General features: G+C 64.5%; 27 protein-coding genes and 1 tRNA gene. 10 read left to right on the top strand and 18 right to left on the bottom strand.

The window, feature by feature from the left end:
- Positions 1–93 precede the first annotated feature (93 nt).
- Entirely contained in the window at positions 94–666 is a 573-nt protein-coding gene (locus tag IVB46_RS04890; RefSeq protein ID WP_028154483.1) for a hypothetical protein, read from the bottom strand.
- A gap of 381 nt (positions 667–1,047) precedes the next feature.
- On the opposite strand from IVB46_RS04890, the gene IVB46_RS04885 reads away from it, so the two are divergent.
- Complete coding sequence (locus IVB46_RS04885) at positions 1,048–1,707, top strand: peroxiredoxin (protein WP_014494579.1); 660 nt, start codon at positions 1,048–1,050, stop codon at positions 1,705–1,707.
- A gap of 164 nt (positions 1,708–1,871) precedes the next feature.
- On the opposite strand, the gene IVB46_RS04880 is transcribed toward IVB46_RS04885, so the two are convergent.
- Positions 1,872–3,602 (bottom strand): Cache 3/Cache 2 fusion domain-containing protein, encoded by a 1,731-nt coding sequence (locus IVB46_RS04880; RefSeq protein WP_247301787.1) that lies wholly within the window; start codon positions 3,600–3,602, stop codon positions 1,872–1,874.
- Positions 3,603–3,771: 169 nt separating this feature from the next.
- Between IVB46_RS04880 and IVB46_RS04875 the strand changes: the two genes are divergently transcribed.
- Together IVB46_RS04875 and IVB46_RS04870 are read left to right on the top strand one after the other, a co-directional pair.
- The gene (locus IVB46_RS04875; RefSeq protein ID WP_247301867.1) at positions 3,772–5,163 is read left to right on the top strand and encodes a deoxyribodipyrimidine photo-lyase; all 1,392 of its coding nucleotides are present in this window, start codon (positions 3,772–3,774) and stop codon (positions 5,161–5,163) included.
- A 66-nt stretch (positions 5,164–5,229) separates the two neighbouring features.
- Entirely contained in the window at positions 5,230–5,526 is a 297-nt protein-coding gene (locus IVB46_RS04870; RefSeq protein WP_247301785.1) for a histone, read from the top strand.
- A 56-nt stretch (positions 5,527–5,582) separates the two neighbouring features.
- On the opposite strand, the gene IVB46_RS04865 is transcribed toward IVB46_RS04870, so the two are convergent.
- The 3 genes from IVB46_RS04865 to IVB46_RS04855 all read right to left on the bottom strand — a co-directional run bounded on the left by IVB46_RS04865 (position 5,583) and on the right by IVB46_RS04855 (position 7,844).
- Positions 5,583–6,329, bottom strand: coding sequence for a hypothetical protein (locus tag IVB46_RS04865; RefSeq protein WP_247342169.1), 747 nt, complete (start codon positions 6,327–6,329; stop codon positions 5,583–5,585).
- 97 nt (positions 6,330–6,426) lie between these two features.
- Positions 6,427–7,299, bottom strand: coding sequence for a DMT family transporter (locus IVB46_RS04860; protein WP_085405495.1), 873 nt, complete (start codon positions 7,297–7,299; stop codon positions 6,427–6,429).
- Between the two features lie 98 nt (positions 7,300–7,397).
- Entirely contained in the window at positions 7,398–7,844 is a 447-nt protein-coding gene (locus IVB46_RS04855) for a hypothetical protein (protein ID WP_063982650.1), read from the bottom strand.
- Positions 7,845–8,135: 291 nt separating this feature from the next.
- On the opposite strand from IVB46_RS04855, the gene IVB46_RS04850 reads away from it, so the two are divergent.
- Positions 8,136–8,399 (top strand): hypothetical protein, encoded by a 264-nt coding sequence (locus tag IVB46_RS04850; RefSeq protein WP_063982649.1) that lies wholly within the window; start codon positions 8,136–8,138, stop codon positions 8,397–8,399.
- 30 nt (positions 8,400–8,429) lie between these two features.
- Here the strand turns inward: IVB46_RS04850 and IVB46_RS04845 are convergent, their stop codons facing one another.
- Positions 8,430–8,891 (bottom strand): host attachment protein, encoded by a 462-nt coding sequence (locus IVB46_RS04845; RefSeq protein ID WP_247301782.1) that lies wholly within the window; start codon positions 8,889–8,891, stop codon positions 8,430–8,432.
- 310 nt (positions 8,892–9,201) lie between these two features.
- On the opposite strand from IVB46_RS04845, the gene IVB46_RS04840 reads away from it, so the two are divergent.
- From IVB46_RS04840 to IVB46_RS04825, 4 genes are all read left to right on the top strand, one after another.
- Entirely contained in the window at positions 9,202–9,480 is a 279-nt protein-coding gene (locus tag IVB46_RS04840) for a hypothetical protein (RefSeq protein ID WP_071912916.1), read from the top strand.
- A 141-nt stretch (positions 9,481–9,621) separates the two neighbouring features.
- Positions 9,622–9,840, top strand: a complete 219-nt coding sequence (locus IVB46_RS04835) for a hypothetical protein (protein WP_247301781.1) — start codon at positions 9,622–9,624, stop codon at positions 9,838–9,840.
- Between the two features lie 146 nt (positions 9,841–9,986).
- Entirely contained in the window at positions 9,987–10,952 is a 966-nt protein-coding gene (locus IVB46_RS04830) for a helix-turn-helix domain-containing protein (protein ID WP_247301779.1), read from the top strand.
- A 189-nt stretch (positions 10,953–11,141) separates the two neighbouring features.
- Positions 11,142–11,294 (top strand): hypothetical protein, encoded by a 153-nt coding sequence (locus IVB46_RS04825; RefSeq protein ID WP_247301777.1) that lies wholly within the window; start codon positions 11,142–11,144, stop codon positions 11,292–11,294.
- Positions 11,295–11,344: 50 nt separating this feature from the next.
- Here the strand turns inward: IVB46_RS04825 and IVB46_RS04820 are convergent.
- The 3 genes from IVB46_RS04820 to IVB46_RS04810 all read right to left on the bottom strand — a co-directional run bounded on the left by IVB46_RS04820 (position 11,345) and on the right by IVB46_RS04810 (position 12,841).
- A tRNA-Arg gene (locus tag IVB46_RS04820) sits at positions 11,345–11,421 on the bottom strand.
- 151 nt (positions 11,422–11,572) lie between these two features.
- Complete coding sequence (locus tag IVB46_RS04815; RefSeq protein WP_247301776.1) at positions 11,573–12,106, bottom strand: hypothetical protein; 534 nt, start codon at positions 12,104–12,106, stop codon at positions 11,573–11,575.
- A 162-nt stretch (positions 12,107–12,268) separates the two neighbouring features.
- Entirely contained in the window at positions 12,269–12,841 is a 573-nt protein-coding gene (locus IVB46_RS04810; RefSeq protein WP_166342252.1) for a hypothetical protein, read from the bottom strand.
- Positions 12,842–13,022: 181 nt separating this feature from the next.
- Here IVB46_RS04810 and IVB46_RS04805 point away from each other — a divergent pair, with 181 nt between their 5' ends.
- On the top strand, positions 13,023–13,409 hold the full coding sequence (locus tag IVB46_RS04805) for a VOC family protein (protein WP_085405489.1): 387 nt from the start codon (positions 13,023–13,025) through the stop codon (positions 13,407–13,409).
- A gap of 50 nt (positions 13,410–13,459) precedes the next feature.
- On the opposite strand, the gene IVB46_RS04800 is transcribed toward IVB46_RS04805, so the two are convergent.
- A complete protein-coding gene (locus tag IVB46_RS04800) occupies positions 13,460–13,954 on the bottom strand; it encodes a hypothetical protein (RefSeq protein ID WP_247301774.1) in 495 nt (164 codons plus the stop codon).
- A 260-nt stretch (positions 13,955–14,214) separates the two neighbouring features.
- Here IVB46_RS04800 and IVB46_RS04795 point away from each other — a divergent pair, with 260 nt between their 5' ends.
- Positions 14,215–14,568 carry a GrlR family regulatory protein gene (locus IVB46_RS04795; protein ID WP_346016112.1) on the top strand — a complete coding sequence of 118 codons (354 nt, stop codon included), beginning with the start codon at positions 14,215–14,217 and terminating at the stop codon, positions 14,566–14,568.
- 8 nt (positions 14,569–14,576) lie between these two features.
- Here the strand turns inward: IVB46_RS04795 and IVB46_RS04790 are convergent, their stop codons facing one another.
- The 8 genes from IVB46_RS04790 to IVB46_RS04755 form a co-directional block, all read right to left on the bottom strand.
- Positions 14,577–17,264 carry a PAS domain S-box protein gene (locus tag IVB46_RS04790; protein ID WP_085405487.1) on the bottom strand — a complete coding sequence of 896 codons (2,688 nt, stop codon included), beginning with the start codon at positions 17,262–17,264 and terminating at the stop codon, positions 14,577–14,579.
- A 124-nt stretch (positions 17,265–17,388) separates the two neighbouring features.
- Positions 17,389–18,303, bottom strand: a complete 915-nt coding sequence (locus IVB46_RS04785; protein WP_247342166.1) for a DMT family transporter — start codon at positions 18,301–18,303, stop codon at positions 17,389–17,391.
- Between the two features lie 80 nt (positions 18,304–18,383).
- Positions 18,384–19,199 (bottom strand): NUDIX hydrolase, encoded by an 816-nt coding sequence (locus IVB46_RS04780; RefSeq protein ID WP_247301767.1) that lies wholly within the window; start codon positions 19,197–19,199, stop codon positions 18,384–18,386.
- 4 nt (positions 19,200–19,203) lie between these two features.
- On the bottom strand, positions 19,204–20,157 hold the full coding sequence (locus tag IVB46_RS04775) for a dihydrodipicolinate synthase family protein (RefSeq protein WP_063982634.1): 954 nt from the start codon (positions 20,155–20,157) through the stop codon (positions 19,204–19,206).
- Positions 20,158–20,275: 118 nt separating this feature from the next.
- Positions 20,276–21,154 (bottom strand): SDR family oxidoreductase, encoded by an 879-nt coding sequence (locus IVB46_RS04770; protein ID WP_247301764.1) that lies wholly within the window; start codon positions 21,152–21,154, stop codon positions 20,276–20,278.
- A 162-nt stretch (positions 21,155–21,316) separates the two neighbouring features.
- A complete protein-coding gene (locus IVB46_RS04765) occupies positions 21,317–22,177 on the bottom strand; it encodes a MaoC family dehydratase (RefSeq protein ID WP_247301760.1) in 861 nt (286 codons plus the stop codon).
- A gap of 206 nt (positions 22,178–22,383) precedes the next feature.
- Complete coding sequence (locus tag IVB46_RS04760; protein ID WP_247301757.1) at positions 22,384–22,773, bottom strand: OB-fold domain-containing protein; 390 nt, start codon at positions 22,771–22,773, stop codon at positions 22,384–22,386.
- A complete protein-coding gene (locus IVB46_RS04755; protein ID WP_247301755.1) occupies positions 22,773–23,930 on the bottom strand; it encodes a thiolase domain-containing protein in 1,158 nt (385 codons plus the stop codon). Before IVB46_RS04755 ends, IVB46_RS04760 begins: the two co-directional genes overlap by 1 nt.
- Between the last annotated feature and the right edge of the window lie 142 nt (positions 23,931–24,072).

The following is a 24,072-nucleotide window of genomic DNA, read 5'->3' as shown; positions in this document are numbered from 1 at the left end:
TGTAAAAGATCTGGGCATGTGAGAGTTAGACGAGACTGTCGCGCCTCGCAAGGGGCGCGACAGTCTCGTCTAACTCTCACATGCCCAGATCTTTTACATGCCGATGTCGAACACGTTCGGCAATTGGCCCGCCAGAGGCAGCGCGGTGGCGCCCAGGAAGGTCGCCACCATCGCCATCAGGCGACGGTTGTTCTGGCGCTTGCCGCGCATCTGTCCGGCGATCCACTCCAGCATCTCGCTGTTGACCTTGGCGGCGTAGGACGGCGCCCAGCTCTCGATCTCGGACTCTGCCGAAAGCGCGACGCTGCGCGGCGGCACCTTCAGGCCCGAGGCGCTCGCGGCGTAATGGGCAACGGCCTTGGCGAGCAGGTCGTCGAACCGGCCGCCATCGGTGCGCTCGGTTGCGGCTTCATTGATCTCGAACAGCGCCTCGGCTTCGGCGCGGCTGACCGGCTGGTCGTTGACGGCCGTGGCGGTCAGGATGCGCGCGCACCAGGCGGTGTCATCGGCATCGAGCGAGCGGGAAAAGTGGACCCGGCCCTTGGTGGTCGGGCCTTCGCCCGTGATCACGCCGTCGCGCACGACGGTCAATGCATGAGCCGCGGTATCGCGGCAGGACGGTTCGAGAGACGGCGACTCAACAGACTTATGCGCAGCGGCAGACATAGTTCACTTCCAGATTTCTTCTGATCGACCAGCATTTTCATGCGGGCGTAAAGGGGTGGTTAATGATTCGATACGGGGATCGCGACTTTTCTCAATGGTTGCCGATTAGTCGCTACGAGGACCATTTCGGTTCCGGAGGCGTCGGGGCGAGCGTGATGCGGGTCATAAAAGGCTTTATGGGGGCAATCGAGACCGTACGGCTCCGGTCGAGATGTTTCGTCGCAGGCGCGGCTGTAACAGAAAGGTGCTAGGAAATCGGCCCTTCAGAGAAGAAATTCACATTTTACTTGAAGCGGTTCACTTAGGGGCGCGAAGACCCTATACTGGCCGCGACGACCGAAGATAAATTACCAAGTAAATTCAATGAGATGAGGTAGAACCATGACACTCCCGATCGGCACCACCGCGCCCGACTTCGAAGCCGAGACCACCGAAGGGAAGATCAAGTTCCACGACTGGATTGGCAATAGCTGGGCTCTCCTGTTCTCCCACCCCAAGGACTTCACGCCGGTTTGTACGACCGAGCTCGGCGCGCTTGCCAAGCTGAAGCCGGAATTCGACAAGCGCGGCGTCAAGCTGATGGGCCTTTCGGTCGATCCGGTCGACCGCCATTCCAAATGGTCGGAAGACATCAAGGAGACCCAAGGCGCCGCGCCGAACTATCCGATGATCGGCGACACCGACTTCAACGTCTCCAAGCTCTACGAGATGCTGCCGGCCTCGACCTCCGGCGATCCCCTCACCCGCACGCCGGCCGACAACCAGACCGTCCGCAACGTCTTCATCATCGGGCCGGACAAGAAGATCAAGCTGGTGCTGGTCTATCCGATGACGACAGGCCGGAATTTCCAGGAAATCCTGCGCGTCATCGACTCGCTCCAGCTCACTGCCAAGCATCGCGTCGCCACGCCGGCCGACTGGACGCAGGGCGAGGACGTCATCATCGCCGGCTCGGTTTCCAACGACGAGGCGAAGACGATCTATCCGCAGGGCTGGAAGGAACCGAAGCCCTACATCCGCATCGTGCCGCAGCCGAAGTGACTTTTGGCGGTCGCGGATAGCGACCGCAAAAAGTCATCCCGGGGCGATGCGTCAGCATCGAACTCGGTGCGCAATTGCGCACCTGAGGATCTCGAGATTCCCTGGTGCGCCATTGCGCACCAGGGTTCGATCCTGCGGACCGCCCCGGAAATGACTGAGTTGGATTAGGCCGCGTGCACGCGGTCGAGGAAGCTGTCGACCTCGGCTTTCAGATGCAGGCTCTCGCCTGATAGCGCCTGGGCAGAGGCAAACATCCGGCTGGAGGTCTCTCCCGTCTCGCTCGCGCCCTTGGCGGCGTGACGGACATTGACCGCGACATCGGCGGTGCCGGAGGCCGCAGCGCGAACGCTGGCTGCGATGTTGTGGGTGGCGCTTCTCTGCTGCTCGACCGCGGCCGAGATCGAGCCCGCGATGCCGCTGATGCGCTCGATGGTCTGGCCGATCGCCTTGATGGCGGTGACCGATTCCTCCGTTGCAAGCTGCATGCTGGCGATCTGGTTCGAGATCTCGTCTGTCGCCTTGGCGGTCTGGCCGGCGAGCGTCTTGACCTCCTGGGCCACCACCGCGAAGCCGCGACCGGCGTCCCCGGCACGCGCGGCCTCGATGGTGGCGTTCAGCGCCAGAAGATTGGTCTGCTCGGCGATCGAGGTGATCAGCTTGACGACGTCGCCGATGCGCGCCCCCGCTTCCGAGAGCTGCGCCATGCGCTGGTCGGTGGCTTCGGCCTGCCGTACCGCCTCGGCGGAGATCTCATTCGATTCCTGCACCCGGCGGGTGATCTCGGAGATCGACAGAGACAGTTCGTCGGAGGCTGAGGCCGCCGTGCGCACGTGCTCGGAGGCGTTCTCGGATGCGCCGGCCGACTGCGCCGACAGATCGGCGGTGGAGCGTGCGGTGTCGGTGAGTTGCCGCGCCACCCGCTCGAACTCACCGGAGGAGCTCAGCACCTTGTCGAGGATGCCGCCGACGCTGCCGCGGAACTGCTCGACGAAATTGCGCAGCTCCGCCTTGCGCTGCTCTGCCGCGGCAGCCGTGGCCGCGGTCTGCTCGCTGCGCAGGCGCGCCCGCTCCAGCGAGTTGCTCTTGAAGACGGCGACCGTGCGGGCGATCTCGCCGATCTCGTCGGCGCGATCCTCGCAATCGATCTCGACGTCGCTCTTGCCTTCGGCCAGCGCCGTCAGCGAGCGTGTGACCGAGGTGAGCGGCCTGGTGATACGGCGGACGACCAGCAAGGTGAGGACCAGCACCAGCAACGCCGCAATACCGGCCGCAATCGCCATGCTCTCGATGGCCTGGGTCAGCATGCTCTCGAACTGCGCCATGGGGATGCCGACATAGAGAATGCCGACGACCTTGCCGGTGGCATCCGCGACCGGGAAATAGGCGGTCATAAAGGTTTTGCCGAACAGCGTGGCCGGGCCCTTGTACGCCTCGCCGCGGCGCAGGACGGCCTGCCCGGGATGATCGGCGGCAAGCTGGGTCCCGACAGCGCGGTCGCCGTTCTCCTTCTTCACGTTGGTCGAGCGGCGGACGAACTGCCCGCTCGCATCATCGAACACGAACAGGGTCGCGTTGCCGCCGACATAGGACACCGCGCGATCGACGATGGCGTGATCCCTGAACTCCGGCATTTTGGGAATCTCGGCGCGCGCCACCCCGCCATCCCGCATCGTGATCTTCGCGTCGGGAACGACCTCGGCAAAAGCCAGGGCCAGCGTGCGCAAATTGACCTCGATGTCGCGCAGCGCACGATCGTTGAAGGCGGAGGTCAGCGACCAGTAGCCGGCGCCGACCACGAGCGCCGTGTTCACGGCGATCAGCAGCACGGCGCACAGGACGGTCTTGGTACCCAGCTTGAATTGCGGCAAGAACTTTGCCGTCGCACGGTTGGACATGAATGGAACTACCCTCGGAATTCCTGCATATTCATGCAATCGGCTTACGACCGAATTAACGACGGTTCACACCGCCGCACGCGGCATGCTTGCCAAATTGTAAACGAGGCCTGCCCTGACCACGCCAAGCGCGCCGCCTGTCATCGTCTGGTTCCGCGATGACCTCCGCCTGTCCGACCATCCCGCCCTCCATGCTGCCGCGAAGACAGGCGCGCCGGTGATCTGCCTCTATGTGATGGATGAGGTGGCCGGACGGGCGCCGGGCGGTGCGACGCGCTGGTGGCTGGCGCAGTCGCTGCGGGCGCACGGCGCCGAGATCGCAACGCACGGCGGATCTCTGATCCTGCGCAAGGGGCCGGCGGCCAAGGTGATCCCCGAAGTGGCGCGGGAGAGCGGAGCGGGAGCGGTCTACTGGAATGAGATCGCGCAGGCATCGCATCAGGCCGTCGAGAAACAGCTCGAAGCGGCGCTGGCAAAGCGCGGCGTGGACTCGCAGAGCTTCCCTGGCGACTTGCTGGTGCCACCCTCGGCGATCCGCAACAAGGAGGGCCGCGGCCTTCGCGTCTTCACGCCGTTCTGGCGACGGGTGCTGTCGTTGGGCGATCCGCCCAAGCCTCTGCCCACACCGCGGGTGCTACGCCCTGCCCCGCGGCTCGCCAGCGACGCGCTGGAGAGCTGGACGCTCGAGCCGACAAAGCCCGACTGGGCTGGCGGCCTGCGCCAGACCTGGACGCCGGGTGAAGCCTCGGCCCGCGTACGCCTCCGCGACTTCCTCAAGCACACCGCGCGCGTCTATGTCGGCGATCGCGACCGCCCGGATCGCGAGGGGACTTCAAGCCTGTCGCCTCATTTGAGGTTCGGCGAGCTCAGCCCGCGCCAAGTCTGGCACGCCGCGCGCTTTGCAGCAGCGGAGAATCCCGCGATCGGGCCCGGCGTCGAAAAGTTCCTGAGCGAGCTCGGCTGGCGCGAATTCTGCCGCCACCTCCTCCACGATCACCCGAGCCTTGCCACCGAAAACCTGCAAACGAATTTCGATGGCTTTCCCTGGAAGGGAGACAAGAAAACGCTCGCCGCCTGGCAGCGCGGACGCACCGGCTATCCCATCGTCGATGCCGGCCTGCGCGAGCTCTGGCACACCGGCGTGATGCACAACCGGGTGCGGATGGTGGTGGCGTCCTTCCTGGTCAAGCATCTCCTGATCGACTGGCGCGACGGCGAGAGCTGGTTCTGGGACACGCTGGTCGATGCGGATGCCGGCAGCAATCCCGCCAACTGGCAATGGGTCGCCGGCTGCGGCGCCGACGCCGCGCCCTATTTCCGCGTGTTCAATCCAACTCTCCAGGGCGAGAAGTTCGATCCTGATGGAGCCTATGTCCGGCGCTGGGTGCCCGAGCTGAAAGACGTGCCGGCCAGGCTGATCCACCAGCCCTGGCAGGCATCACCGATCGAGCTTGCAAGCGCGGGCGTCACGCTCGGCAAGACCTATCCGCAGCCGATCGTCGATCACGCGAAGGGGCGCGAGCGCGCGCTCGCCGCCTACGCAAAGATCCGCAAAGGTTGAGCGCTGCTTTGACTCGATTTTGAAACCCGCTATCGTCATCGCTCCATACAAACCGTGGGGGACGATATGGACGACGAGAAGCCGATCACCGAACAGGCGCTGGACACGATCACCACCGCCGTGGAAGCAACCAGCGAAGCCGCAGTCACCGCCGTCAAGAAGGTCAGGAAAGCCGCCAAGAAGGTCGCGAAGAAAGTAGCACCGAAGAAGGCTTCCAAGAAGAAAGCCAAGAAGGCGACCAAGAAATCTGCGAAGAAGGCTGTAAAGAAGTCGTCGAAGAAAGCGGCCAAGAAGGCTGCAAAGAAGGCCACCAGGAAGTCTGCGAAGAAGGCTGCCAAGTCGAAAAAGAAGGCCAAGCGCTGATCGCAGCGCTCGAGCAGGTCTCCAGGTGCGGGCGCGCCCGGAGACTGCTCCCATCCCTACCCTCGCCGCTTGGCGGCGCGCCGGCCCGGGTGATGCTCTCCCTTCGGATCACGAAATTCGCTGCGATGGCCGCGCCGGTCCTCCTTGGCGAAGCGCCTCCGCTTCTCGGATGAGCCGAACTGCTTGATCACCTTCCGGCCGTTGACCTTCTTGATGACATAGCCGCCTTCCGTCATCGAGAACGGCGCCTTGAGCGACCCCATATGGTCGAACTTGGTGCCGCGGGGATGCTCGAACGGTTCGAACCAGGACGGATAGACGAAGTTCGACATCGGAAAGCCGTTGACGAGAAAAGACTCCTCTTCCACGGCGTCGCAGACCTCGTAAGCATATTGGGTGTGCCGAGTCTTGTCGGCCCACAGATTGGCCATGGGATCGAGCACCATCTCGAACAGTTCGTGCGAGGCCGCCAGGCTGACCGGATCGTCCTCGCCGAGTGCCTTCAGAAAGATCTTTGAGATCGGCTGGCCGCGGTGCGTCAGCTCGTGCCGCCCGAGGAAGTTCTTGTGGGTGGCGTCGTCAAAATAGAGCAGCTGCCAGTCCGTCGGCTTCGGGTTGCGGGTGACGTCGAGATCGATGGAATAGCCCCAGACCGGCAGGAAATGCTCGTCGTAGCATTTCTGGAGCGCCGCCGTGAGCCTCCCCATCATCCGCTCGCTGATCATCTCCTCGGCGTAGTTGATGCAGGCAATCCGGACCGGCCTCAAGGACCTGCCGAGCAGTGCACGCCGTGCTTTTTTCATGGAAATCACCTTGCCAAAGGGAAGCTGAAATCAGTCCAGCCTAGCACGAGCGCGCGCCGCACGTCAGGGATGTATTCCGACGTACTGGCCTGCCTGCCTAGAAACGCCGATTGACCACGAACACCGCTGCCGCGCACATCGCCATGCCGGCAATCGCCAGCGCATCGAGCTTCTCCCCGAACAGCAGATAGGCCATCAGCGCCGTGACGGCGGGCACCAGGTAGAACAGGCTCGCAACCGAGGTCGCCGCTGCGTGGCGGATCAGCCAGTACAACAGCCCGATCGATCCGATCGAGAGCGCCACAGCGAGCCAGGCAAGCGCGAGCACGAACTCCCGCGTCCAGTGCACCACGCGGTCCTCGAACAGGAAGGCGCCGACCGTGAAGAAGACGGTGACGGCGATATATTGCACGAGATTGCCGGCGCGCCAGTCGATGTGGTTGCAGTAGCGGCGCTGATAGAGCGTGCCGAGCGTGATGCTGATCAGCGACACCACCGAGGCGAGCCAGCCGAGCCCCGCCTCGCCGGTCATCGGGCGGCCGTGCAGGATCAGCGCTACACCGCCGAGGCCAAGCACCAGCCCCGCCCATTGCACCGGCGTCACGCGTTCGCCGAGCCAGCGGTTGGCGATGGTCGAGGTCAGGATCGGTTGAAGGCCCGGAATCAACGCCGAGAGTCCGGCCGGGATCGAATGCGCGATCGCAATCGCCGTGCCGCCGAGATAGAAGCCGTGGACGAGAATGCCGGCAACAGCGCTATGCGCGACGTCGACACGGTCCGGCCATTTCGGTCGCGCAATCGCCACGATGATCGCCATCAGGCCGACCACGATCGCCATGCGAATGGCGAGATAGGTCAAGGGATCGGCGTTGTTGATGATGTATTTGGTGCCGATGAATCCGGTGCTCCAGAGCACGACGAACAGGATCGGCGCGGCGCGGGCGGTCAGGGCTTCTTGATTATGGTTCATTGCCGCCCTCATTGCCGGACCGGGGCCTATGCGGCAATGCGAATTTCCAAACGAGCGATGCTGCGCTGCGACGCACAGCGGGAGCGCAGCTCAGCCGCTCACCATTCTTCCGGACAGGGGTCTATGATCTTCCAGAGCTCGACACCGTTCTTGATCTTCTTCATGTCGGTGGTGAGCCCGCCATTGCGGCGGATCCAGTCCTTCACCGTGTTGGGGTAGTAGGACATCAGGTCGGATGTCCCCTCCGCGCTGGTGACCTTGATGCCGAAGGTGAAGGCCTTGTCGTAATAGGCCTGATGGAAGCCGAGGCTGGCGCGCGGCGTCACGCAGATCTTGTTCATCGGCACCATGCCGAGCACCAGGGTGCAGGCCGAGTTGCAGATGCCGTCGATGATGACGCGCTCACCCTTCTCGCGGACGCGCTTGTACTTGGCCTTGTACTCCTCGACGTAGCCGCCGTGGTCACGGGTGATGTGCAGCTCAGCGCGCGCCGGCGTGGCGGCGGCGACAGAGAGCAACAGCAGGCTCAAAAGCGTGATGCGCATGGTGCGTGACGGCGAAAGCCTTCAGGAATGAACCGGCCTCGAAGGACCCCCAAAGGGCCGGCGACAGGATTCTTAAGCGAATTCTCTTTGGCCATACTTGTGTGGGGAATTCGTTAAGCATCCCGAAAAGGCCAAAAATGGGCAGCCTTCGACCCTGCTCCGGGCAATTCTGTCACACCCACCCGGGAATCGGCGGGATTGGCCCCGATTTCCAGGCGCCGGACGGGTGTCCCGGCGGCTCGAAATGGCTATAAACACCTGACCTATTCGCGCGGGTTCCGGAGAATCGAGATGAGCACGTTGAAGCTTGTAGCCGCGGTTGCTGCCCTGTCGGCCGCAATCCTCGCCCCCAGCCTTGCGGAGGCGCGGGGACACCACCGGTACCACCGCCACTACACCAACCCGCTGCCCTACCCGATCAGCTATCTGCACAATTACGGGCCCGGCGTTACCCCCGGCACCTTCGCCTTCTACGACGGCCCGTCGAACAACCGCTGCTACCAGAGCTCGGCCACCTATATCGGCCAGGACGGCCGCCGGCACCCCTGCTTCTGAGGCGCGCTGGCACGTCCTCTGCGGGTGCCGCTATTTGGCGGCGCCCGACAGCAGCAATTGCTTCTCGATCTCGTAGACCGGCAGCTTGACGAGGTCCTTGCCGACCTCGCCCTGAAGCGCCTTGCGCACCACGACCGAATAATCGGCGCGGATCATCCCGAGCGCGCGTGGTGAGGCCACCATGGTCAGGGCCGAGGTCTCGCCCGCGCTGACGGCGGCATCGAGCCGGCCGGCCAGGTTCCGCAGGAAGGCACGCTCGGCCTCATCGTGCCAATCGGTCTGCTCGACCGAGCTGCGCGCGCCGCCGACGGCGGCGTTCAGCCGGCCCGGCGCATCGGTCCCTTGCGCACTGGTCGAGGGATTGGGCTGCTCGTGCACCTCCCGGGTGTGGAGGTTCGGAAACATCTCGTCGCCGAGGTTTTCCAAAATGAGCGCCTTGCGCCCGTCGCACACGATCAGCCAGTCACCCTTGTCTAGTCTCATCTTGTCCATTGCACAGCTCCAGGCAATCTCGCGAGCCTGCTCTTCGAATTCCTCGAAGCGCTGGCTACGGCAAGACTAGGGATGAAGTCGTGCCGGCGAATTGCGCAGGATCAAAGATGAACGCAATGTCCTGCCAGGCAGCGCCAGTGCAAGCGCAGCATTGGTCACGCGCGCGAACCTGGGATAGTCTTGCGAAGCGAAAGGTCAGGTCTGCGGCGAGCTTTGCTGAAGATTTGTTCATCAGCATTACATTTCGGTTCCGCCACAATTTGATCAGAACAACTTCGATATCTGTATTGCGTAAGCAGAGGAAGACATCATGAATCTCAAGACTGGCCTCGTCGCCGCATCCCTGTTCGGTGCCATCATGGCATCACCGGCGGCGTCCGCCATGCCCATCGCGCCCGCACCTGCGACGCCGCAGGTCTCCGACGTCGAGCAGGTCCGTATGGTCTGTGACGCCTGGGGACGCTGTTTCTGGCGCCCGAACTATGATGGGTATTACGGCCCGCGGCCGTATTACGGGCCCCGATATTATGGGTATGGGCCACGCGCCTATGGGCCTCGCTATTACGGACCACGCTATCGCCGCTGGTGATTTCCAAAGGGGCCCTCTCGGGCCCCTTCGCTTTTGCGAGATCGCGCGTTGTGTCCATTCGCGTGCTCGCGGCTTGCGTGGAGCGATTCCAAAACTGATCTAGATCAAAGATGAAATTCGCTGTGCCGTCATTCTACGTCGATGGCGGATTTCATTGTTTTCCGGTGCCCCCAGACGGGCATGAATGTGCAGACGCATCTCGAGAGGCAGCCAAGGCCTGACGAGCGGAACCTTGACGAGCGGAGGCTTGAGGGGCGGCGGCTCGAGGGGCGGAGCTTCGAGTCCTTCGCATGTCCCGCCTGCACGCGCCTCCATTTCATCGACCTCGCCTCAGGCCAACCGATGAACCGGGACCGTTGACGGTGACATCGAACTGCCGCGCCGCGTGGCATGATGTCCGCAATACTACGGCCCGGAATCCGGTTTACTGAATCATCCTGTTTCGCCATTGATTGCGATGTATCGAATTTTATTTAATTGTCACATTTCAGCATTCGGCCAGAAGCATGTTCTTCGACGCTCTCGCCCCCTCCTCCGCCCTCCAGTTGATCCGGTTTTCCGATGTCGACGCGTTTCGACCGGCCGAGTCGATGGAAGACGCCCGCAGCATTCCGCTCGACGTTGCCAACTTCGCCGCGGCGCGCGCGATCGTGAACCTGCCGGGATGCCGGATCATCGTGGCGAGGTCGTTTGCGCGGATTCTCGATACCGCCTATCGCGCACCGGGCGGCATGGTGATCCTGCCGATGACCGACGATCTGCGGGCCAGCTCGAGCGGGATCGAACTCGACTCGCGCGTTTTCATCGCCTTGCGCGGCAATCATCATTGTCATTTCGTCGAGCATCAGACCAATTACCACGCGCTGATCATGTTCTCCCCCGCGCTCAGGGATCGCGGCTGGTTCGATCGCGCCGATGCATTGTGGGTTCGCATCGCGGACCCCGTGGCGCATCTCTACGCGCGTCAGCTTGTTCTCGACATCTTGCGGACCGCGTCCGTAGAGCCGCATATGTTCGAAACCACCGAGGTCGCCGCGCATCTCCAGGAGGGCCTGCTGCTCGCCTTCGACGATTTGTTTCAAATCGACCCGTCGTCTGATCGCACCGCCCCGAATGCCGGCGCGCGATCGGCCAGGCTCGTGCAGCAGATCGACGATTACGTCTCGGCCTATCCGACCGCTCCGATCTATACGGCCAATCTCGCCGGTGAGTTGGGCGTTTCGGTCCGAACGCTCGGCGGCGCGGTGAGCAAGGTGCGCGGCATGAGCCTGCATCAATACATCCGCCTGAAGCGGCTGTGGGCCACACGCTCGCGGCTCCTGAAGGGCGGTGGCGCGACGGTCGCCACATGCGCACGCGCCCAGGGATTTCATCACCTCGGCGAGTTTGCCGCGGCGTACCGCGCGACCTTCCACGAGGCGCCCTCCGACACGCTGGCACGGGCCCGCCACACCTGCCGTTCCGCAAGCTGAGATCACGGGTTTAGCGGTGGTGATGTTGCTTGGGCCCACCGCGCCGGGCCGCCAGGGAACCTGCTCCTTCCAACCACGTTAGCAAGTCCGAGCAATGTGCCGCGGCCCGCCCCGGGGCGCACTGAAACACCCCGCGCAACCCACACGCGGGGTTTTTCTCACCGTCAACCAAGTGGTTCAGGGAAATGAATGTCCACCAGCCGCAATCTGTTGTTTCTGATCATCGGCGCACTGGTCGTCACGGCAGCCGTGCTCGGCTACAACCTCTACCAGGCGAAAAAGCAGCCCGACGGCCTGCAGATCAATGTCGGCCCCAATGGGCTGAAGATCCAGGGCAAGTAAGGGGACCAGCGAATTGGGCCGGCCGGGCCTCAAGGCTCCGGCCTGGCAAGTGGCGCGCTCGGAAGGATTCGAACCTCCGACCCTCGGAATCGAAATCCGATGCTCTATCCAGCTGAGCTACGAGCGCCCCGGCCCGGGTATGGGGCCGCAACCGAGAAGCGCCGGACCGCTGCTGGCAAGCCAGCGCACCGGACGGCGTTCGGATCGGTTCGAATTAGCAGAGAGATTGACCAATAAAAAGCCCTCTCCGTCTCGTTTCGAGACGGTCGGAGGCGCCCTTACCAGGTCGTGTTGAAGAGACCGAAATGGGGCTGCTGCGCGACCAGCATCATCGACCGGCCCTGCTGTGGAGCCGGGTGCGCCCTGGCGACCTTGCGCTTGGGCTGAGCCTGGATCTGAGGCGTCTGCCCCTGGGGAAGCTGAGCCTGCGCCTGAACTTGCGGCTTGGCCTCGGTCTTCCTGGCCGCAGCGGCGTTGGCCTTCGGGGCCGGCGTAAACTGGGCGAAGGTCTCGCGCACCCGCGCCTTGGCCGACATCTCGGCCAGCTCCGGCGAAGCAGCCTCCTGCACCGGCGCCTGAGGCGCAACGACCGCGGCGGTCTTCACTGCGGGTGCGGCAATCGTCGGCTGGCTGGTGTCGAGCACGACACGCTCAGGCAAATGGCGATCCGACCGAATCCGGATCAAGGGCTGATCGTTGCTTGCGGTGACAATGGCCCGTGCGACCGGTTGCGACGGCAGAACGTAATCCGCCGCGAACAACAGTGCGAGCAGCGCTCCACCGACGAAAACGAAGTACCTGAAAATGGGCATCGGCCACGCTCCGCCCCCCGCATCCCCGCGTGGGCTCTTCGCCTTAAACAGGCGATACTCTAATTGGTTCCTGCACCCGGCCCTTGGTTCAAATGGCAACGCCAAGTTTTTCGGCCAAGGCCTGCGGACAGTAACTTTTCCGCTACCGGGAACTGCCGGGCGTTACGCGCGCCGTGCTGCGACCAGCGAACACTTCGCCTGATCGGCATTAACGTTGATGAAGCCGACAGCAATACGGGCAAAGGTCTTGCGGCTCTTCATCGTTACCGTGTCGGCAAGCACGCGGCTGCGGTCGGTGAGATGACTGCCATCGCGCCGCGTGAACGCGCAGACGATCTCCAGATCCTTAACGGCATAGTCATTGTCGTTTCGCAGCGTGAACGTCACCAGCGCCTTCGAGCCGAGCCCGCCACGGCGCCAGGTCTGCGATGAGATTTTGAGGCGATCGAGTTCTGCCGCAGCTGGCGCCTGAGCTTCGACAATCGGCGAGACCGCCGCCGCCGTACTGCCCGGAGGTGCCGGTTCGACCGTTGCCACGTCAGACTTCACCGGCTCGGTGCTGTTGCCCCTGGAGAGCGGCAGCAGCATCCACACCCCGCAGCCGACGATGATCGCCGCCAGTAGCCAGAGCAGGCTTCGCCCGAACGAGACGCTCGCGATCGTCACGGCTCGCGCCAGGCGCTCGCCGCTCCCGGCGAAACGTCCCCACCCGATCCGATCAAACCTGGCGTTCATGGCTGTATCACCGACCGCGGCCTGGGCTCGTTCGACGACGGACTCGGCCACTGTTTACCTTAATCCGGGAGACGAACTAAGGTTCCCGCGCTCATGCCGAGTCGGCAAGGACGGTGGCGATCACGAGCCGGGGCCGCTAACATGCGCTGCAACATCGAAGACCCCGTTGGGAGAACATGAAATGCCAGTCGTCGTCACTTGGGATCACGTCCATCTGCGCAGTCCCGATCCGGAGGCCACAGCGGCCTGGCTGCGGGACATCCTCGGCGGCGAGATCGTGCGCGCACCGGGACGGATCGACGTGAATCTCGGCGGCGCAAAGATCTTCATCGCATCGCTCGAGGGCGACAACGCCGTCAACCCGCCGCCGCCGCACCCGCATCAGGGCCTCGACCATCTCGGTCTCACCGTGAAGGACATCGACGCCGTCGCGGCCGAGATCAAGGCCAAGGGCGTCACCTTCACGCGCGAGCCGACCACGATCCGGCCCGGCGTGCGCATCTGCTTCATCCGCGGCCCGGAAGGCATCTCCATCGAGCTGCTCGAGCGCGACAAGAAATACACCTAACGCGGCGCCGCATCTAAGGTCGACGAGAGGCCGGGCGTGCTGTCGCCCGGCTAACTCATGCTGCCAGGCATAAAGCAGCGGATGGCGACGCCCATGTAGCCGTAGATCGGCCACACCATGGTGCGCCCGACCCGGTTCGGCTCCGAGATGACGGCCTCTTCGGGCACATCAACCCAGACGAGCTCCTGCTGCTGGCCGTCGAGCACATGACCCAGGCGCGGGATGCGGACACGATAGTGTCCGTCCTTGCTCTCCCAGTCAGTGTCCGAGAGCGCCGAGCCGTCGGCATCGGAACAGCAAGGCCCCTTGCCGCTGCGCAGGCCGTCGAACCACGCCTTCAATTCGGCATTGGTGTTGACGAACTGGCCGCGGTCGCGCGCATGCCCCGAGGGGGCTGCGAGCGCGATCAGGGCCAAGGCGCAAGTGAGGCTCACCACGCCTCGCCAGCGTGGCGCGCCGCCAGTCGGCCGTTGTGTTTCGCAAATCGTGGGGCGCACACTGTACAGACGCGGCTCATCGCCGCCGGAATCGATCCAGTTGCTCACATTTGTCTTGCTCCAGCACCCCGCGGCCAGTGCAACAATGGTTATGCATTTCGCGGGCCAACTTGATTCGCAACGACTGGCCTCGCGTCATGATCAGACAGTCATGGTGGTGTCATAGACAAGTCGGGACAACTACGGCTGGCGGCGGCAAGATCGCACCGCCGCCCGGCAAACTGCCGCGTTGCGCGCGGGAACGCGCTTTGGCATAAAAGCTCTACCGGTTACGCCGTTGGGCGATGGCGGCCGGCCTGTGGGACGTGATGAAGAACGGCCTCTACTCGATTCACGTGAACCTGCTCGATGGTCGAGTCGGCAAGGGCAGCGGCGTGATTCTCTTTCGCGACGGCAAGATCCTTGGCGGCGATGCGTACCTCTATTACACCGGCAGCTACGTCGTGAAGGACGACCGCACCTTCAAAGGCGAAGTGCTGGTGCAACGGCACACCTCGCCGCGGGGCGATGACAATCCGCTGTTCGGCGGCCCTGCCCCGGTCGGCATCGGCGTCAGCGGGACCTACACGGACACCCGCGCGGAGATGACGGGCACAGCGCTCGTCGGCAAGGCCAGCCTGATTTTCGGCGCCACGCTGCACAAGCTCGCGGAAGCTGATTAGGCGCGGGACTATTCCGCAGCCTGCTCGAGCGGCGCGGTGCGCGGCAGGATGATCTGGATGCGCGTGCCCTCGCCCGGCTCGGAATCGAGATCGAGCCGCCCGCCGAGGCGATTGGTGACGATGCTGTAGACGATGTGCAGTCCGAGGCCGGTGCCGCCCTGGTCGCGCCGCGTGGTGAAGAACGGATCGAAGGCGCGGCGGCGCACGTCGAGCGACATGCCGCAGCCATTGTCCGAGAAAATGATCTCGACATTGTCCTTGCCGGACTCGCGCACCTGGATGTCGATGATTCCCGGCCGCCCGTCCGGGAAGGCGTGCGCCACCGAATTGAGAAACAGATTGGTCAGCACCTGGCCATACGGGCCGGGATAGCTGTTCATGGTCAGGCTCGGCTGGCACTCGACGTTGAGCGTCAGATTGTGTTTGCGCAGGCCCGGCCGCAGGCTCATCACCACCTGCTCGGTGAGGTCGCCGAGATCGAAGCTGCGCTGGTCCGAGTAGTTGCGGTCGGCCGCGACCTGCTTGAACGACTGGATCAGCTCGGCCGCGCGGTTCAGGTTGGAGACGAGCTGCGAGGACGCATCGCGGCTGGTGTTGAGGAAGTCGTTGAGCGTGGAGCGACGGAGCTCGCCGCGCTCGACTTCGGAGGTGAACATCGCGGTCTTGCGCTCCAGCGCGGATGCGACTGTGAGGCTGATACCGACGGGATTGTTGACCTCGTGGGCGACGCCGGCGACGAGCCGTCCGAGCGCGGCGAGCTTCTCCGCCTCGATCAGCGAGGCCTGGGTCTCGCGCAGGTTTCGCAACGCGGTCTCGGCGGATTCCTTGGCTTTGCGCATCTCCTGCTCGCCGCGCTTGCGCTCGCCGATGTCGAGAGCCACGGTGACGATCCGCTCGATCTCGCCGTCGGCATCGAGCAGCGGCAGCTTGTTGACCAGCCATTGCCGCATGTTGCCGGAGGCGTCCTTGTACTCCTCTTCGTAGAAGCCGAGACCTTTTCGAAGCCTGAGCACCCGCTTGTCGTTCTCGTCGGTCTTGGCTGCGCCGTAGCGCGACATCAGATCCGCGGTGGTGCGGCCGAGCGCATCGGCGGGCTCGATGCCGAAGATGCCGGCCATGTAGCGGTTCATCAGCACGTAGCGCAGCTCGCGGTCCTTGACGTTGATGACCGCGGGCACGGTGTCGATGACCTGCTGGAGCAGGCGCCTTCCTTCGGCGATGGCGTCTTCCGCCCGCTTCTGGTCGGTGATGTCGCGCAGCGTGCCCTCGTAGCGGACGATGTTGCCCGCCTCGTCCCGCACGCCCGTGGCGCTGTCGGAAAGCCACAGGATATTGCCGCTGCGCTGGCGCACCTGGTACTCGAACTCGCGGACGATGCCGTCGCGCGCCATCAGCCGCTGGTATTCGGCGCGCGCCTCGGGGTGGACATAGATGGTGTGGGCGATGTCGTTGATGCTGTCGATGAGCTGCTGCGGGCTGTCATAGCCCATCATCCGCGCCAGCGCCGGATTGGCGTTGAGGAGATCGCCGGCCGGCGTCGTGACATAGATGCCGTCGACCGAGCCCTCGAACAGTTTGCGGTAGCTCTCTTCGGCGAGGCGCTGCTCGGTGAGCGCCCGCACCGCCGCCTCACGCGCCGTGTCGGCCTCCTCCAACGCGCGGCGGAACACTTCGGCCGCGCGCGCGATGTCGCCGATCTCGTTGTCGAGGTCGGCCGACGGGATCGAGGTGTCCTTCTCGCCCGCTGCGAGCGCACGGATGGATCTCGCGATCTTCGCAAGCGGCCGGACGGTCCGCCGCACCACGAACCCGGCCGCGAGAATGCCGATCAAGACGCCGATGGTGCCGAACACGATGCTCTGCCACCGTGCCTCCGTCAGCGTACGGGCGAAATCGCGCGACAGCACGTGGCCGCGCCGGGCGCTGACCTCGCGCAGGAGTTCCGTGACGCGGCCGATCAGGCGGCCCTCGGTGCCCAGCACCTCGCGGTCGATATCGGCGATCTGCCGCTCCCGGACCGCCACCGCGATGATGGCCTCGGCATAGTCGTTCACGGCCGTCTTCAGCCTGGCGTCCGCGATGTCCATCGCCCGCATCCCCTGCGCGGCCTGCTCGGCGGCGGACGGGTTGCGCGCGAGCAGCCCGAGTGCGATCCGGCTCTGCGATTCCGACAGGCGGGAGGCGAGCTCGCGGTCCGCCGCGGCTCCGACGGCCACGTCGAACCGGTCGCGCAGCGGCGGCAGCCCGGCGAGCAGCTGGGCGCGGCGGTCAATCAGGGTCGAGATTCGCTCGAGGCCATTGCGATAGGTCGCAAGGCGCTCCGTGACCCCGTCGATCATGTCCTGCTGCTCGGGCGCGAGCTCGATGCGGGTCTTCCTCAGGATGTCGTTCAGCGTCGAGGCCGCCTCGCCGACCTGCTTGAACTGGGTGCCGGCGCCGGGATCCGTGACGAAATCGCGCGCCGCAAGGCGCAGCTCGTTCATGCGGCGGTCGATGTCCTCGGCGAGGTCGCCGACGCTCTGGAGCCGCTGCAACTCGGCGAAGGTCGTATCGATGTGCCGGATCGCGATCACGCTCGCGGTTGAGGTGACGATGATCACCGCCAGCACCAGAAGGAAGCTGCCGAAGGTGAGCTGGCCGATGGAGAGCGAGAATGTTCGCTTTTTCTCAGGGGTCGGCGTCAATTCGGCGGACATTGGGGCTTTTGAGGACCGGGCTATTGGAGGCCCAATATACGATGTTTTGCGGCCCCGGGGGAACATGCCTCGCGCTGCCGAATATCCTTAATATCGCGAATCCATCGCCCTTCTCCCCACCTGATTATGACGTTTTGACGCTGGCCGGCCGCCGGGCCGGGATCGTCATGGCGGCGACGCCGAGGACGACGCAGGCAAGCCCGATCCAGGCGGTCCGGCTCAGGGTTTCGCCGAGGAAGGCGACGCTGATGGCGACCCCGATGGGCACGCGCAGATAGGCCTGCGCGGTGGTGCCGACCGAGCCCAGCGTCTGGATCAGGCGGAAGTAGATCGCGAACGCCGCCGCGGTCGAGAACGTCGCCAGCGCGAGCAGCGCCAGCACGGAACTCAGCGAGGGCGACACCGTCCAGGGCTGTTCGACGATCAGCGAGGCCGGGATCAGCGCCGCCGCACCCGCCAGCAGCGAGCCGGCGGCCGGTGCCATCGGATCGAGACCCTTAAAACTGCGGCCGAAGATCGCGGCGCAGGCGTAGCAGATGGTGGCGGCGACGATGGCGGCCTCCGCGACGAGGCCACTGCCGATGCCGTGGAAGGCGTCGACGCCGACGATCAGCAGGATGCCCGCCATGCCGGCGACCACGCCGAACAGTTTTCGCGGCGTCGTCACCTCGTGGCGGGTGACGACGGCCGTGAGCAGGAAGGTGAAGATCGGCCCGGCCGAGTTGAGGATGGTCGCGAGCGACGCGTCGACATGACGCTCGCCCCAGGCGATCAGCGTCCAGGGGATGACGCTGTTGAGCACGGCCTGGAACGCGAAGCGCTGCCAGGTCGCGGCATCCGTGGGCATCCTGATGCCGCGTGCCCACATGACGACGAGCAGCAGCAGCCCGGCGATCGTGGTGCGCGCCGCGATCAGCGTGATCGGCGGAATGGTGGCGACGCCGAGCTTGATGAAGGTGCAGGAGCCGCCCCAGAGCGTTGCGAGCGCGACCAGCAGCGCCAGCTCGACGGCGATGTTGGGGTCCCGTCCCTGATCCATTTTGCTCGTCCCGTCCATTCGCGATGGACGGAACCTAGCGCGTCCGCGGCCGCCAATACTTCGTTTGGTATCGAAGTATCCTAGCCGACCGCCCCGACCTCGAAGACCTCGCCGTCATAGCCGGCCTCGCGGGGAATACGGAGCTGGCGGCCGCCTTCGGTCTTGGTCATGACCGGCATCACCGTGACGATCGACATGCCGCGGGCGTGCTCCAGCGCGGCGCCCACGCTGCCCTGCTTGGCGAGCCGGATCAGGTTGCGCGTGGTCGGGAACGGCAGCTTGAAGCGGCCGCTCTCGCCGCCCTCCACCGCCTCGCGCGGCGACACCCAGATCGAGTCGGTCGACTCCCGGCCGTCATGGGCGCCGAGCTGATCGGGCGGTGCGGCCGCGAGGAAGAACCAGGTGTCGAACCGCTTCGGCATGCCCTCCGGCGTGATCCAGTGCGCGTAGGGCACGAGCGTGTCGAGTGCGAGCTGGAGGCCGTTGTCGGCGAGGATACTCAGGAAGCTGATCTTGTGCTCGTTGAGGGCGACGCGATGCTTGTCGGCGATCTCGCCGGCGCGCCTGGCATCGATCGGCGTACCCGCGCCCTTCGCCCGCGCCAGCAGGATGCCGCTCTCCTCAAAGGTCTCGCGGATCGCGGCGATCCGAAAACCGCGATCCGATTCACTCAGGCCCTCGCCGCCCGAATAGAGGTCAGCACGGGCGACGATCTCGTTGTCGCCGGCATCGACACTGCCGCCGGGAAACACCAGCGCGCCCGAGTTGAACTCGATCTGATGATGGCGGACCATCATGAACACTTCGATTTCGTCGCGGCTCTTGCCGTCGACCTTTGCGCCGTCACGGAGCAGAAGGATGGTCGAAGCCGGGCGTGATGCTGATGTCTCTGGCATTCAACTAACCTGCGGCGCTGGATTGCGGGCCAAGATTGGCGCGCTTGTCGACGCGGGCGACGCGCGACAGGAGGTAATCGACCTCCGCCTTGGCCGCCGGCGTGATGGTCGCGCCCGGCTTGCGCTGGGCGCTGGACGAGATGATGCCGCGCTTCTGCAGCACGTGCTTGCGCACCGCCAGACCTGCGCCCGGCTGCTGCTCGTAGCGGATCAGCGGGAGATGCGCGTCGAACAGATCATGCGCAGCGTCGCGCTTGCCCTCCTTCGAGAGGCGCACGACGTCGATCAGGAGCTCCGGGAAAGCATAGCCGGTCATGGCGCCGTCGGCGCCGCGCTCCATCTCGAAGTCCAAAAAGAGTCCGCCATTGCCGCAGAGGATCGAGAGCGGACGGAGCGAGCCGTCCTTCTGGAAGCTGCGCAGCGTCGAGATCTTTTCGAGGCCCGGCCAGTCCTCGTGCTTGAGCATCACGCAATTCGGATTGTCGGTGACGATCTTGCGGATCACCGCAGGGGTGAAGATCACCGAGAGCGTCAGCGGATAATCCTGCAGCACCCAGGGCACATCGGGCCCGATCGCCTCCGCCGCCTGCTTATAGTAGCCGACGATCTGGTCGTCGGTACGGAGCGACGGCGGCGGCGCGATCATCACGCCGGCCGCGCCGGCATCCATCGAAGCCTTCGCCAGCGAGCGCATCGTGGCAAAGCCCGGCGCGGAGACGCCGACGATCACCTGCATCTTCTTGGCGCGCTTGACGAAGCGCACCGCCACCTGCTCGGCCTCCGCGGCATCGAGCTTCGGCGCCTCACCGAGGATGCCCAGCACCGTGACGCCGTCGCAGCCGACCTCCTCGTAGAAATCGGTCAGGCGGTCGATCGAGCGCTCGTCGATCCGGCCGTCATCGTGGAACGGTGTCGGCGCGATTGCGAAGGTGCCCTTGGCGTCGGCGGTCAGTTTCATCGTCTTTCCTTGTCTCTCTATTGTCATTCCGGGGCGCGACGCAGTCGCGGGCCCGGAATCCATAACCACGATCCGGAGTATGGATCCTCACGCTTCGCGTGCCCCGGGATGACGACCTTTAAAACCGCCTCGCCCCCATCTTGATCTGCTCCTCGGAGAAGAAGATCTCCTTGGCATGATCGACGATGTCCTGGGCGTTCCAGCCCGAGTGCGGCGGTTTCCAGCCGTCCATTTCCATCATCCGCATTTCGCGCACGCCGCGGGGCCCGGACACACCCAGCACCTTGCCGGTCTGGTCGCCGGACAAGTCGCTGACCATGTATAGCACGGCCGGCGCGATGCCGTCCGGCCCCAGCGCCGCGCCGGGGTTCTCCTTATAGCGGGGCAGGTCTGCGGTCATGCGGGTCAGCGCGCCCGGGGCCAGCGTCCAGATCCGGATGTTGTATTTGCGACCCTCGATCGCCAGCACGTTGGACAGGCCCCAGATGCCGCCCTTGGCCGCGCCGTAATTGGTCTGGCCGAAATTGCCGATCAGACCTGATGTCGAGGACGTGTTGACGATGACGCCGCCGCCGTTTTCCCGCATCCAGCGAAACACCGGCATGGTGCAACAAAAGGTGCCCTTCAGGTGCACCTTGATCACCTTGTCCCAGTCGGATTCGGACGCCTTGGAAAAGGTCTGGTCACGCAGGATGCCGGCGTTGTTCACCAGGATATCGGCGCGGCCAAAGTGCTTGATGGCGTCGTCGAACACCGACTGCCCGCCCTCCATGGTGGAGATGTCGGCGCCGTTGGCGACCGCCTTGCCGCCCTCGGCCTTGATCGCGTCCACCACAAGCTGCGCCATCGACTTGTCGGCGCCGGAGCCGTCACGGGGGCCGCCGAGATCGTTGACGACGACGGACGCCCCTTCCCGCGCGAACAGCTTTGCGTAGGCCTCACCGAGCCCTCCGCCCGCGCCGGTGATCAGCGCAACCTTGCCGTCGAGTAGTCCCATGGTGGCCTCTCCCTGCTTTTGTTTTTCGTGTCCCGGACTCGCTGCAGCGTGAAACGCTGCGTCGCAGAGCCGGGACCCATTCTTCGTTCGACATTCTCTGGGCCCCGGCTCTGCAGCGCACCGCTAAGGAGCGCTGCGCTGCGTCCGGGGCACGAGACCGCCCTAACCCAGCACCGTCTTGCCGTTCTTGATCACGGTGACGCCGCGCGACTTCACTTTGGCCTCGAACGAGATCGTGTTGCCGTCCTTCCAGAGGTCCATGGTCACGGTCTCGCCGGGATAAACCGGCGATGAGAACCGAGCGACGTGCTGACGGAAGGCGGAGGCGTCGTAGTCTGCATAAGTCTGGAGCACACCGCGGCAGGTGATGCCGTAGGTGCACATGCCGTGCAGGATGGGGCGCGGGAAGCCGGCCTTCTTGGCGAACTCGGGGTCGCTGTGCAGCGGGTTGCGGTCGCCGCAGAGGCGATAGACCAGCGCCTGGTCCGGACGCGTGACGATGTCGATGGTCCTGTCCGGTGCGCGCGACGGGATCTTGTGCGGATCGGGCTGCGTCAGGTTCGGCCCGCCAAAGCCGCCGTCACCGCGGGCAAAGCGCGAGGCGACCAGCGTTGCCAGTTTCTCGCCCTTCTCGTTCTTGAGCACGGTCTGGTGGCTGATGACGACGCCCTTGTCCTTGCCCTTGTCGTAGACCTCGACAACGGAGGAATCGGCGGTGATGTTCGCAGCCACCGGCAGCGGCTGGTGGAAAGTGATGTCGCGCTCGCCGTCCACCACCATCACGCGGTTGAGGTTCATCTCGCCGGGCCCCGAGCCCCATGCGGCGACGGACGCAAAGGTCGGCACCACCTTCAGCGGCCGCGGCGTCAGCGTGCCCTCATTGACGAAGGCGAGCTCCTTCTCATCCATCGGATCGGCGCCGAGGCCAATGCCATAGGCGTAGAGCATGACCTCGCGATCGCCATAGGCGTATTTCTGGCCGATGTTTTTCAGGCCTTTGAGTTCTTCGTATCTGGCGGACATTTTTCTGGTTTCCTCCCGGCATTCTTCTCAGCGAGCAACGGCGCTCGTTTAATGTGCCCTCTCCCCTTGTGGGAGAGGGCCGCGAGAGCCGTGCGGCAAACTCGTTCGGGTGAGGGGTTGCTTCCGCACAGAGAGTCCCTCTGCGGAGCGATACCCCTCATCCGGCGCTTCGCGCCACCTTCTCCCACAAGGGGGGAAGGAAGAAATTACGCCGGCGTGAAGAACGGCAACGGCGCGCCATCGGTCGGCTTGAACACCAACTTTACCTTTTGGCCGATCTTCAGCTTCTCGAGATCGCAGTCGACGATGTTGGTCTGAAGCGACGGCCCTTCCTTCAGCGTGACATAGGCGATGGCGTAGGGACCGGTCGGCGACTTCCGCATCAGGCTCCAGGTGTAGATCGTGGCTTCGCCCGAAGCCTCCTCCCACACCGTCTTGTCCGAGTAACAGAACGGGCAGATCGAGCGCGGGAAGTAATGCGCTTCGCCGCACGCGGTGCAGCGCTTGATCATGAACTTGCCCTGCTTGGCCGCGTCCCAGAACGCAGCGGTCTCGGGGTTGGTGACCGGTGCCGGATACTTTTTTGCATCTACCATCACACGCGCTCCAGAATGGCCGTCGAAGCGGCGTGGCGAACGCCCAGAAGGCCGCCGGTGCCGTGGGCGATGGCGAGATCGCAATTCTTGACCTGCACCTTCGGATGCGCCTCGCCGCGCAGCTGCCTGACGGCCTCGATGATCTTGGTCATGCCGCCGCGATTGACGGGATGGTTGCTGCAGAGCCCGCCGCCGTCGGTGTTGAACGGCAGCTTGCCGACGCCCGAGATCAGATTGCCGTCGGCGACGAACTTGCCGCCCTCGCCCTTCTTGCAGAAGCCGAGGTCTTCGAGCTGCATCAAGACGGTGATGGTGAAGCTGTCATAGATCGAGGCGTATTTGATGTCCTTCGGCGTGATGCCGGCTTCCTCGAACGCACGCGGGCCGGACCAGATTCCGGCGGAGTAAGTGAGGTCGAGATCCTTGCCGCCGCGCGGGCCCTTCATGGCTTCGCCGTGACCGATCAGCTTGACCAACGGCTTCTTCAGGCTCTTGGCGATCTCGGGCGTCGCCACGATCAGCGCGCCGCCGCCGTCGGAGACGACGCAGCAATCCATGCGATGCAGCGGATCGGAGATCATCGGCGAGTTCAGGACGTCCTCGACGGTGACGACGTCCTTGAGCATCGCGTGCGGATTGTATTGCGCGTGATGCGAGGCCGCGACCTTGATCCAGGCGAGCTGCTCGCTGGTGGTGCCATAGTCGTGCATATGGCGCATGGCACACATGCCATAGGCATTGTGGGTGGTCGCGCCGTAAGCCAACTCGAAATCGGCTTCCGCGCCGGCTGCGCGCGGCGGCATCACGCCGGTGCGCGGCTTGCCCGCGAGCGTGATCAGCGCAATCGAGCACTTGCCCGCCGCGATGGCTTCAGCGGCGTGGCCGAGATGGATGATGTAGGAACAGCCGCCGGTCTCGGTGGAATCGACGTGGCGGAGTTTTTTGGTGTTCAGGCCGAGATAATCGACCATCGGCCATGCGCCGCCGGGGGCGTCGCCCGCGCAGAAATAGCCGTCGACGTCGTCCTTGCTGATCCCGGCATCCTCGATCGCGCCCTTGGCGACCTCGGCATGGAGCTGGGCGGTGGATTTGTCCGGCGCATGCCGGGTCGGGTGTTCGTAGATCCCGGCAATGTAGGCCTTGCCCTTGATGGTCAAAACGTCAGGTCTCCGCGCTCGCGTTTCTTCTTGCTCCGTTTTTCTGAACCGCGGGGGCCAGCTTGGCAAGCGCGGAAATATTCCGTCGGGCGAGAGGGCAGCGCGTTGGCGCAAGTGGGGGCTAACCTCGTCTGCCTCCAAG

Origin of the sequence: Bradyrhizobium sp. 61, assembly GCF_023073075.1 — a bacterium.
Lineage (GTDB): Bacteria > Pseudomonadota > Alphaproteobacteria > Rhizobiales > Xanthobacteraceae > Bradyrhizobium > Bradyrhizobium barranii.
The sequence above is the reverse complement of the archived record's forward strand: the minus strand, read 5'-3'. Positions and strand labels throughout refer to the sequence as shown.

What these genes read in the sequence shown, in the direction of transcription:
- IVB46_RS04890 (WP_028154483.1), bottom strand. Translation starts at nt 666, where the DNA reads ATGTCTGCCGCTGCGCATAAGTCTGTTGAGTCGCCGTCTCTCGAACCG.
- IVB46_RS04885 (WP_014494579.1), top strand. Translation starts at nt 1,048, where the DNA reads ATGACACTCCCGATCGGCACCACCGCGCCCGACTTCGAAGCCGAGACC.
- IVB46_RS04880 (WP_247301787.1), bottom strand. Translation starts at nt 3,602, where the DNA reads ATGTCCAACCGTGCGACGGCAAAGTTCTTGCCGCAATTCAAGCTGGGT.
- IVB46_RS04870 (WP_247301785.1), top strand. Translation starts at nt 5,230, where the DNA reads ATGGACGACGAGAAGCCGATCACCGAACAGGCGCTGGACACGATCACC.
- IVB46_RS04865 (WP_247342169.1), bottom strand. Translation starts at nt 6,329, where the DNA reads ATGAAAAAAGCACGGCGTGCACTGCTCGGCAGGTCCTTGAGGCCGGTC.
- IVB46_RS04860 (WP_085405495.1), bottom strand. Translation starts at nt 7,299, where the DNA reads ATGAACCATAATCAAGAAGCCCTGACCGCCCGCGCCGCGCCGATCCTG.
- IVB46_RS04855 (WP_063982650.1), bottom strand. Translation starts at nt 7,844, where the DNA reads ATGCGCATCACGCTTTTGAGCCTGCTGTTGCTCTCTGTCGCCGCCGCC.
- IVB46_RS04850 (WP_063982649.1), top strand. Translation starts at nt 8,136, where the DNA reads ATGAGCACGTTGAAGCTTGTAGCCGCGGTTGCTGCCCTGTCGGCCGCA.
- IVB46_RS04845 (WP_247301782.1), bottom strand. Translation starts at nt 8,891, where the DNA reads ATGGACAAGATGAGACTAGACAAGGGTGACTGGCTGATCGTGTGCGAC.
- IVB46_RS04840 (WP_071912916.1), top strand. Translation starts at nt 9,202, where the DNA reads ATGAATCTCAAGACTGGCCTCGTCGCCGCATCCCTGTTCGGTGCCATC.
- IVB46_RS04835 (WP_247301781.1), top strand. Translation starts at nt 9,622, where the DNA reads ATGGCGGATTTCATTGTTTTCCGGTGCCCCCAGACGGGCATGAATGTG.
- IVB46_RS04830 (WP_247301779.1), top strand. Translation starts at nt 9,987, where the DNA reads ATGTTCTTCGACGCTCTCGCCCCCTCCTCCGCCCTCCAGTTGATCCGG.
- IVB46_RS04825 (WP_247301777.1), top strand. Translation starts at nt 11,142, where the DNA reads ATGTCCACCAGCCGCAATCTGTTGTTTCTGATCATCGGCGCACTGGTC.
- IVB46_RS04815 (WP_247301776.1), bottom strand. Translation starts at nt 12,106, where the DNA reads ATGCCCATTTTCAGGTACTTCGTTTTCGTCGGTGGAGCGCTGCTCGCA.
- IVB46_RS04810 (WP_166342252.1), bottom strand. Translation starts at nt 12,841, where the DNA reads ATGAACGCCAGGTTTGATCGGATCGGGTGGGGACGTTTCGCCGGGAGC.
- IVB46_RS04805 (WP_085405489.1), top strand. Translation starts at nt 13,023, where the DNA reads ATGCCAGTCGTCGTCACTTGGGATCACGTCCATCTGCGCAGTCCCGAT.
- IVB46_RS04795 (WP_346016112.1), top strand. Translation starts at nt 14,215, where the DNA reads ATGAAGAACGGCCTCTACTCGATTCACGTGAACCTGCTCGATGGTCGA.
- IVB46_RS04790 (WP_085405487.1), bottom strand. Translation starts at nt 17,264, where the DNA reads ATGTCCGCCGAATTGACGCCGACCCCTGAGAAAAAGCGAACATTCTCG.
- IVB46_RS04785 (WP_247342166.1), bottom strand. Translation starts at nt 18,303, where the DNA reads ATGGATCAGGGACGGGACCCCAACATCGCCGTCGAGCTGGCGCTGCTG.
- IVB46_RS04780 (WP_247301767.1), bottom strand. Translation starts at nt 19,199, where the DNA reads ATGCCAGAGACATCAGCATCACGCCCGGCTTCGACCATCCTTCTGCTC.
- IVB46_RS04775 (WP_063982634.1), bottom strand. Translation starts at nt 20,157, where the DNA reads ATGAAACTGACCGCCGACGCCAAGGGCACCTTCGCAATCGCGCCGACA.
- IVB46_RS04770 (WP_247301764.1), bottom strand. Translation starts at nt 21,154, where the DNA reads ATGGGACTACTCGACGGCAAGGTTGCGCTGATCACCGGCGCGGGCGGA.
- IVB46_RS04765 (WP_247301760.1), bottom strand. Translation starts at nt 22,177, where the DNA reads ATGTCCGCCAGATACGAAGAACTCAAAGGCCTGAAAAACATCGGCCAG.
- IVB46_RS04760 (WP_247301757.1), bottom strand. Translation starts at nt 22,773, where the DNA reads ATGGTAGATGCAAAAAAGTATCCGGCACCGGTCACCAACCCCGAGACC.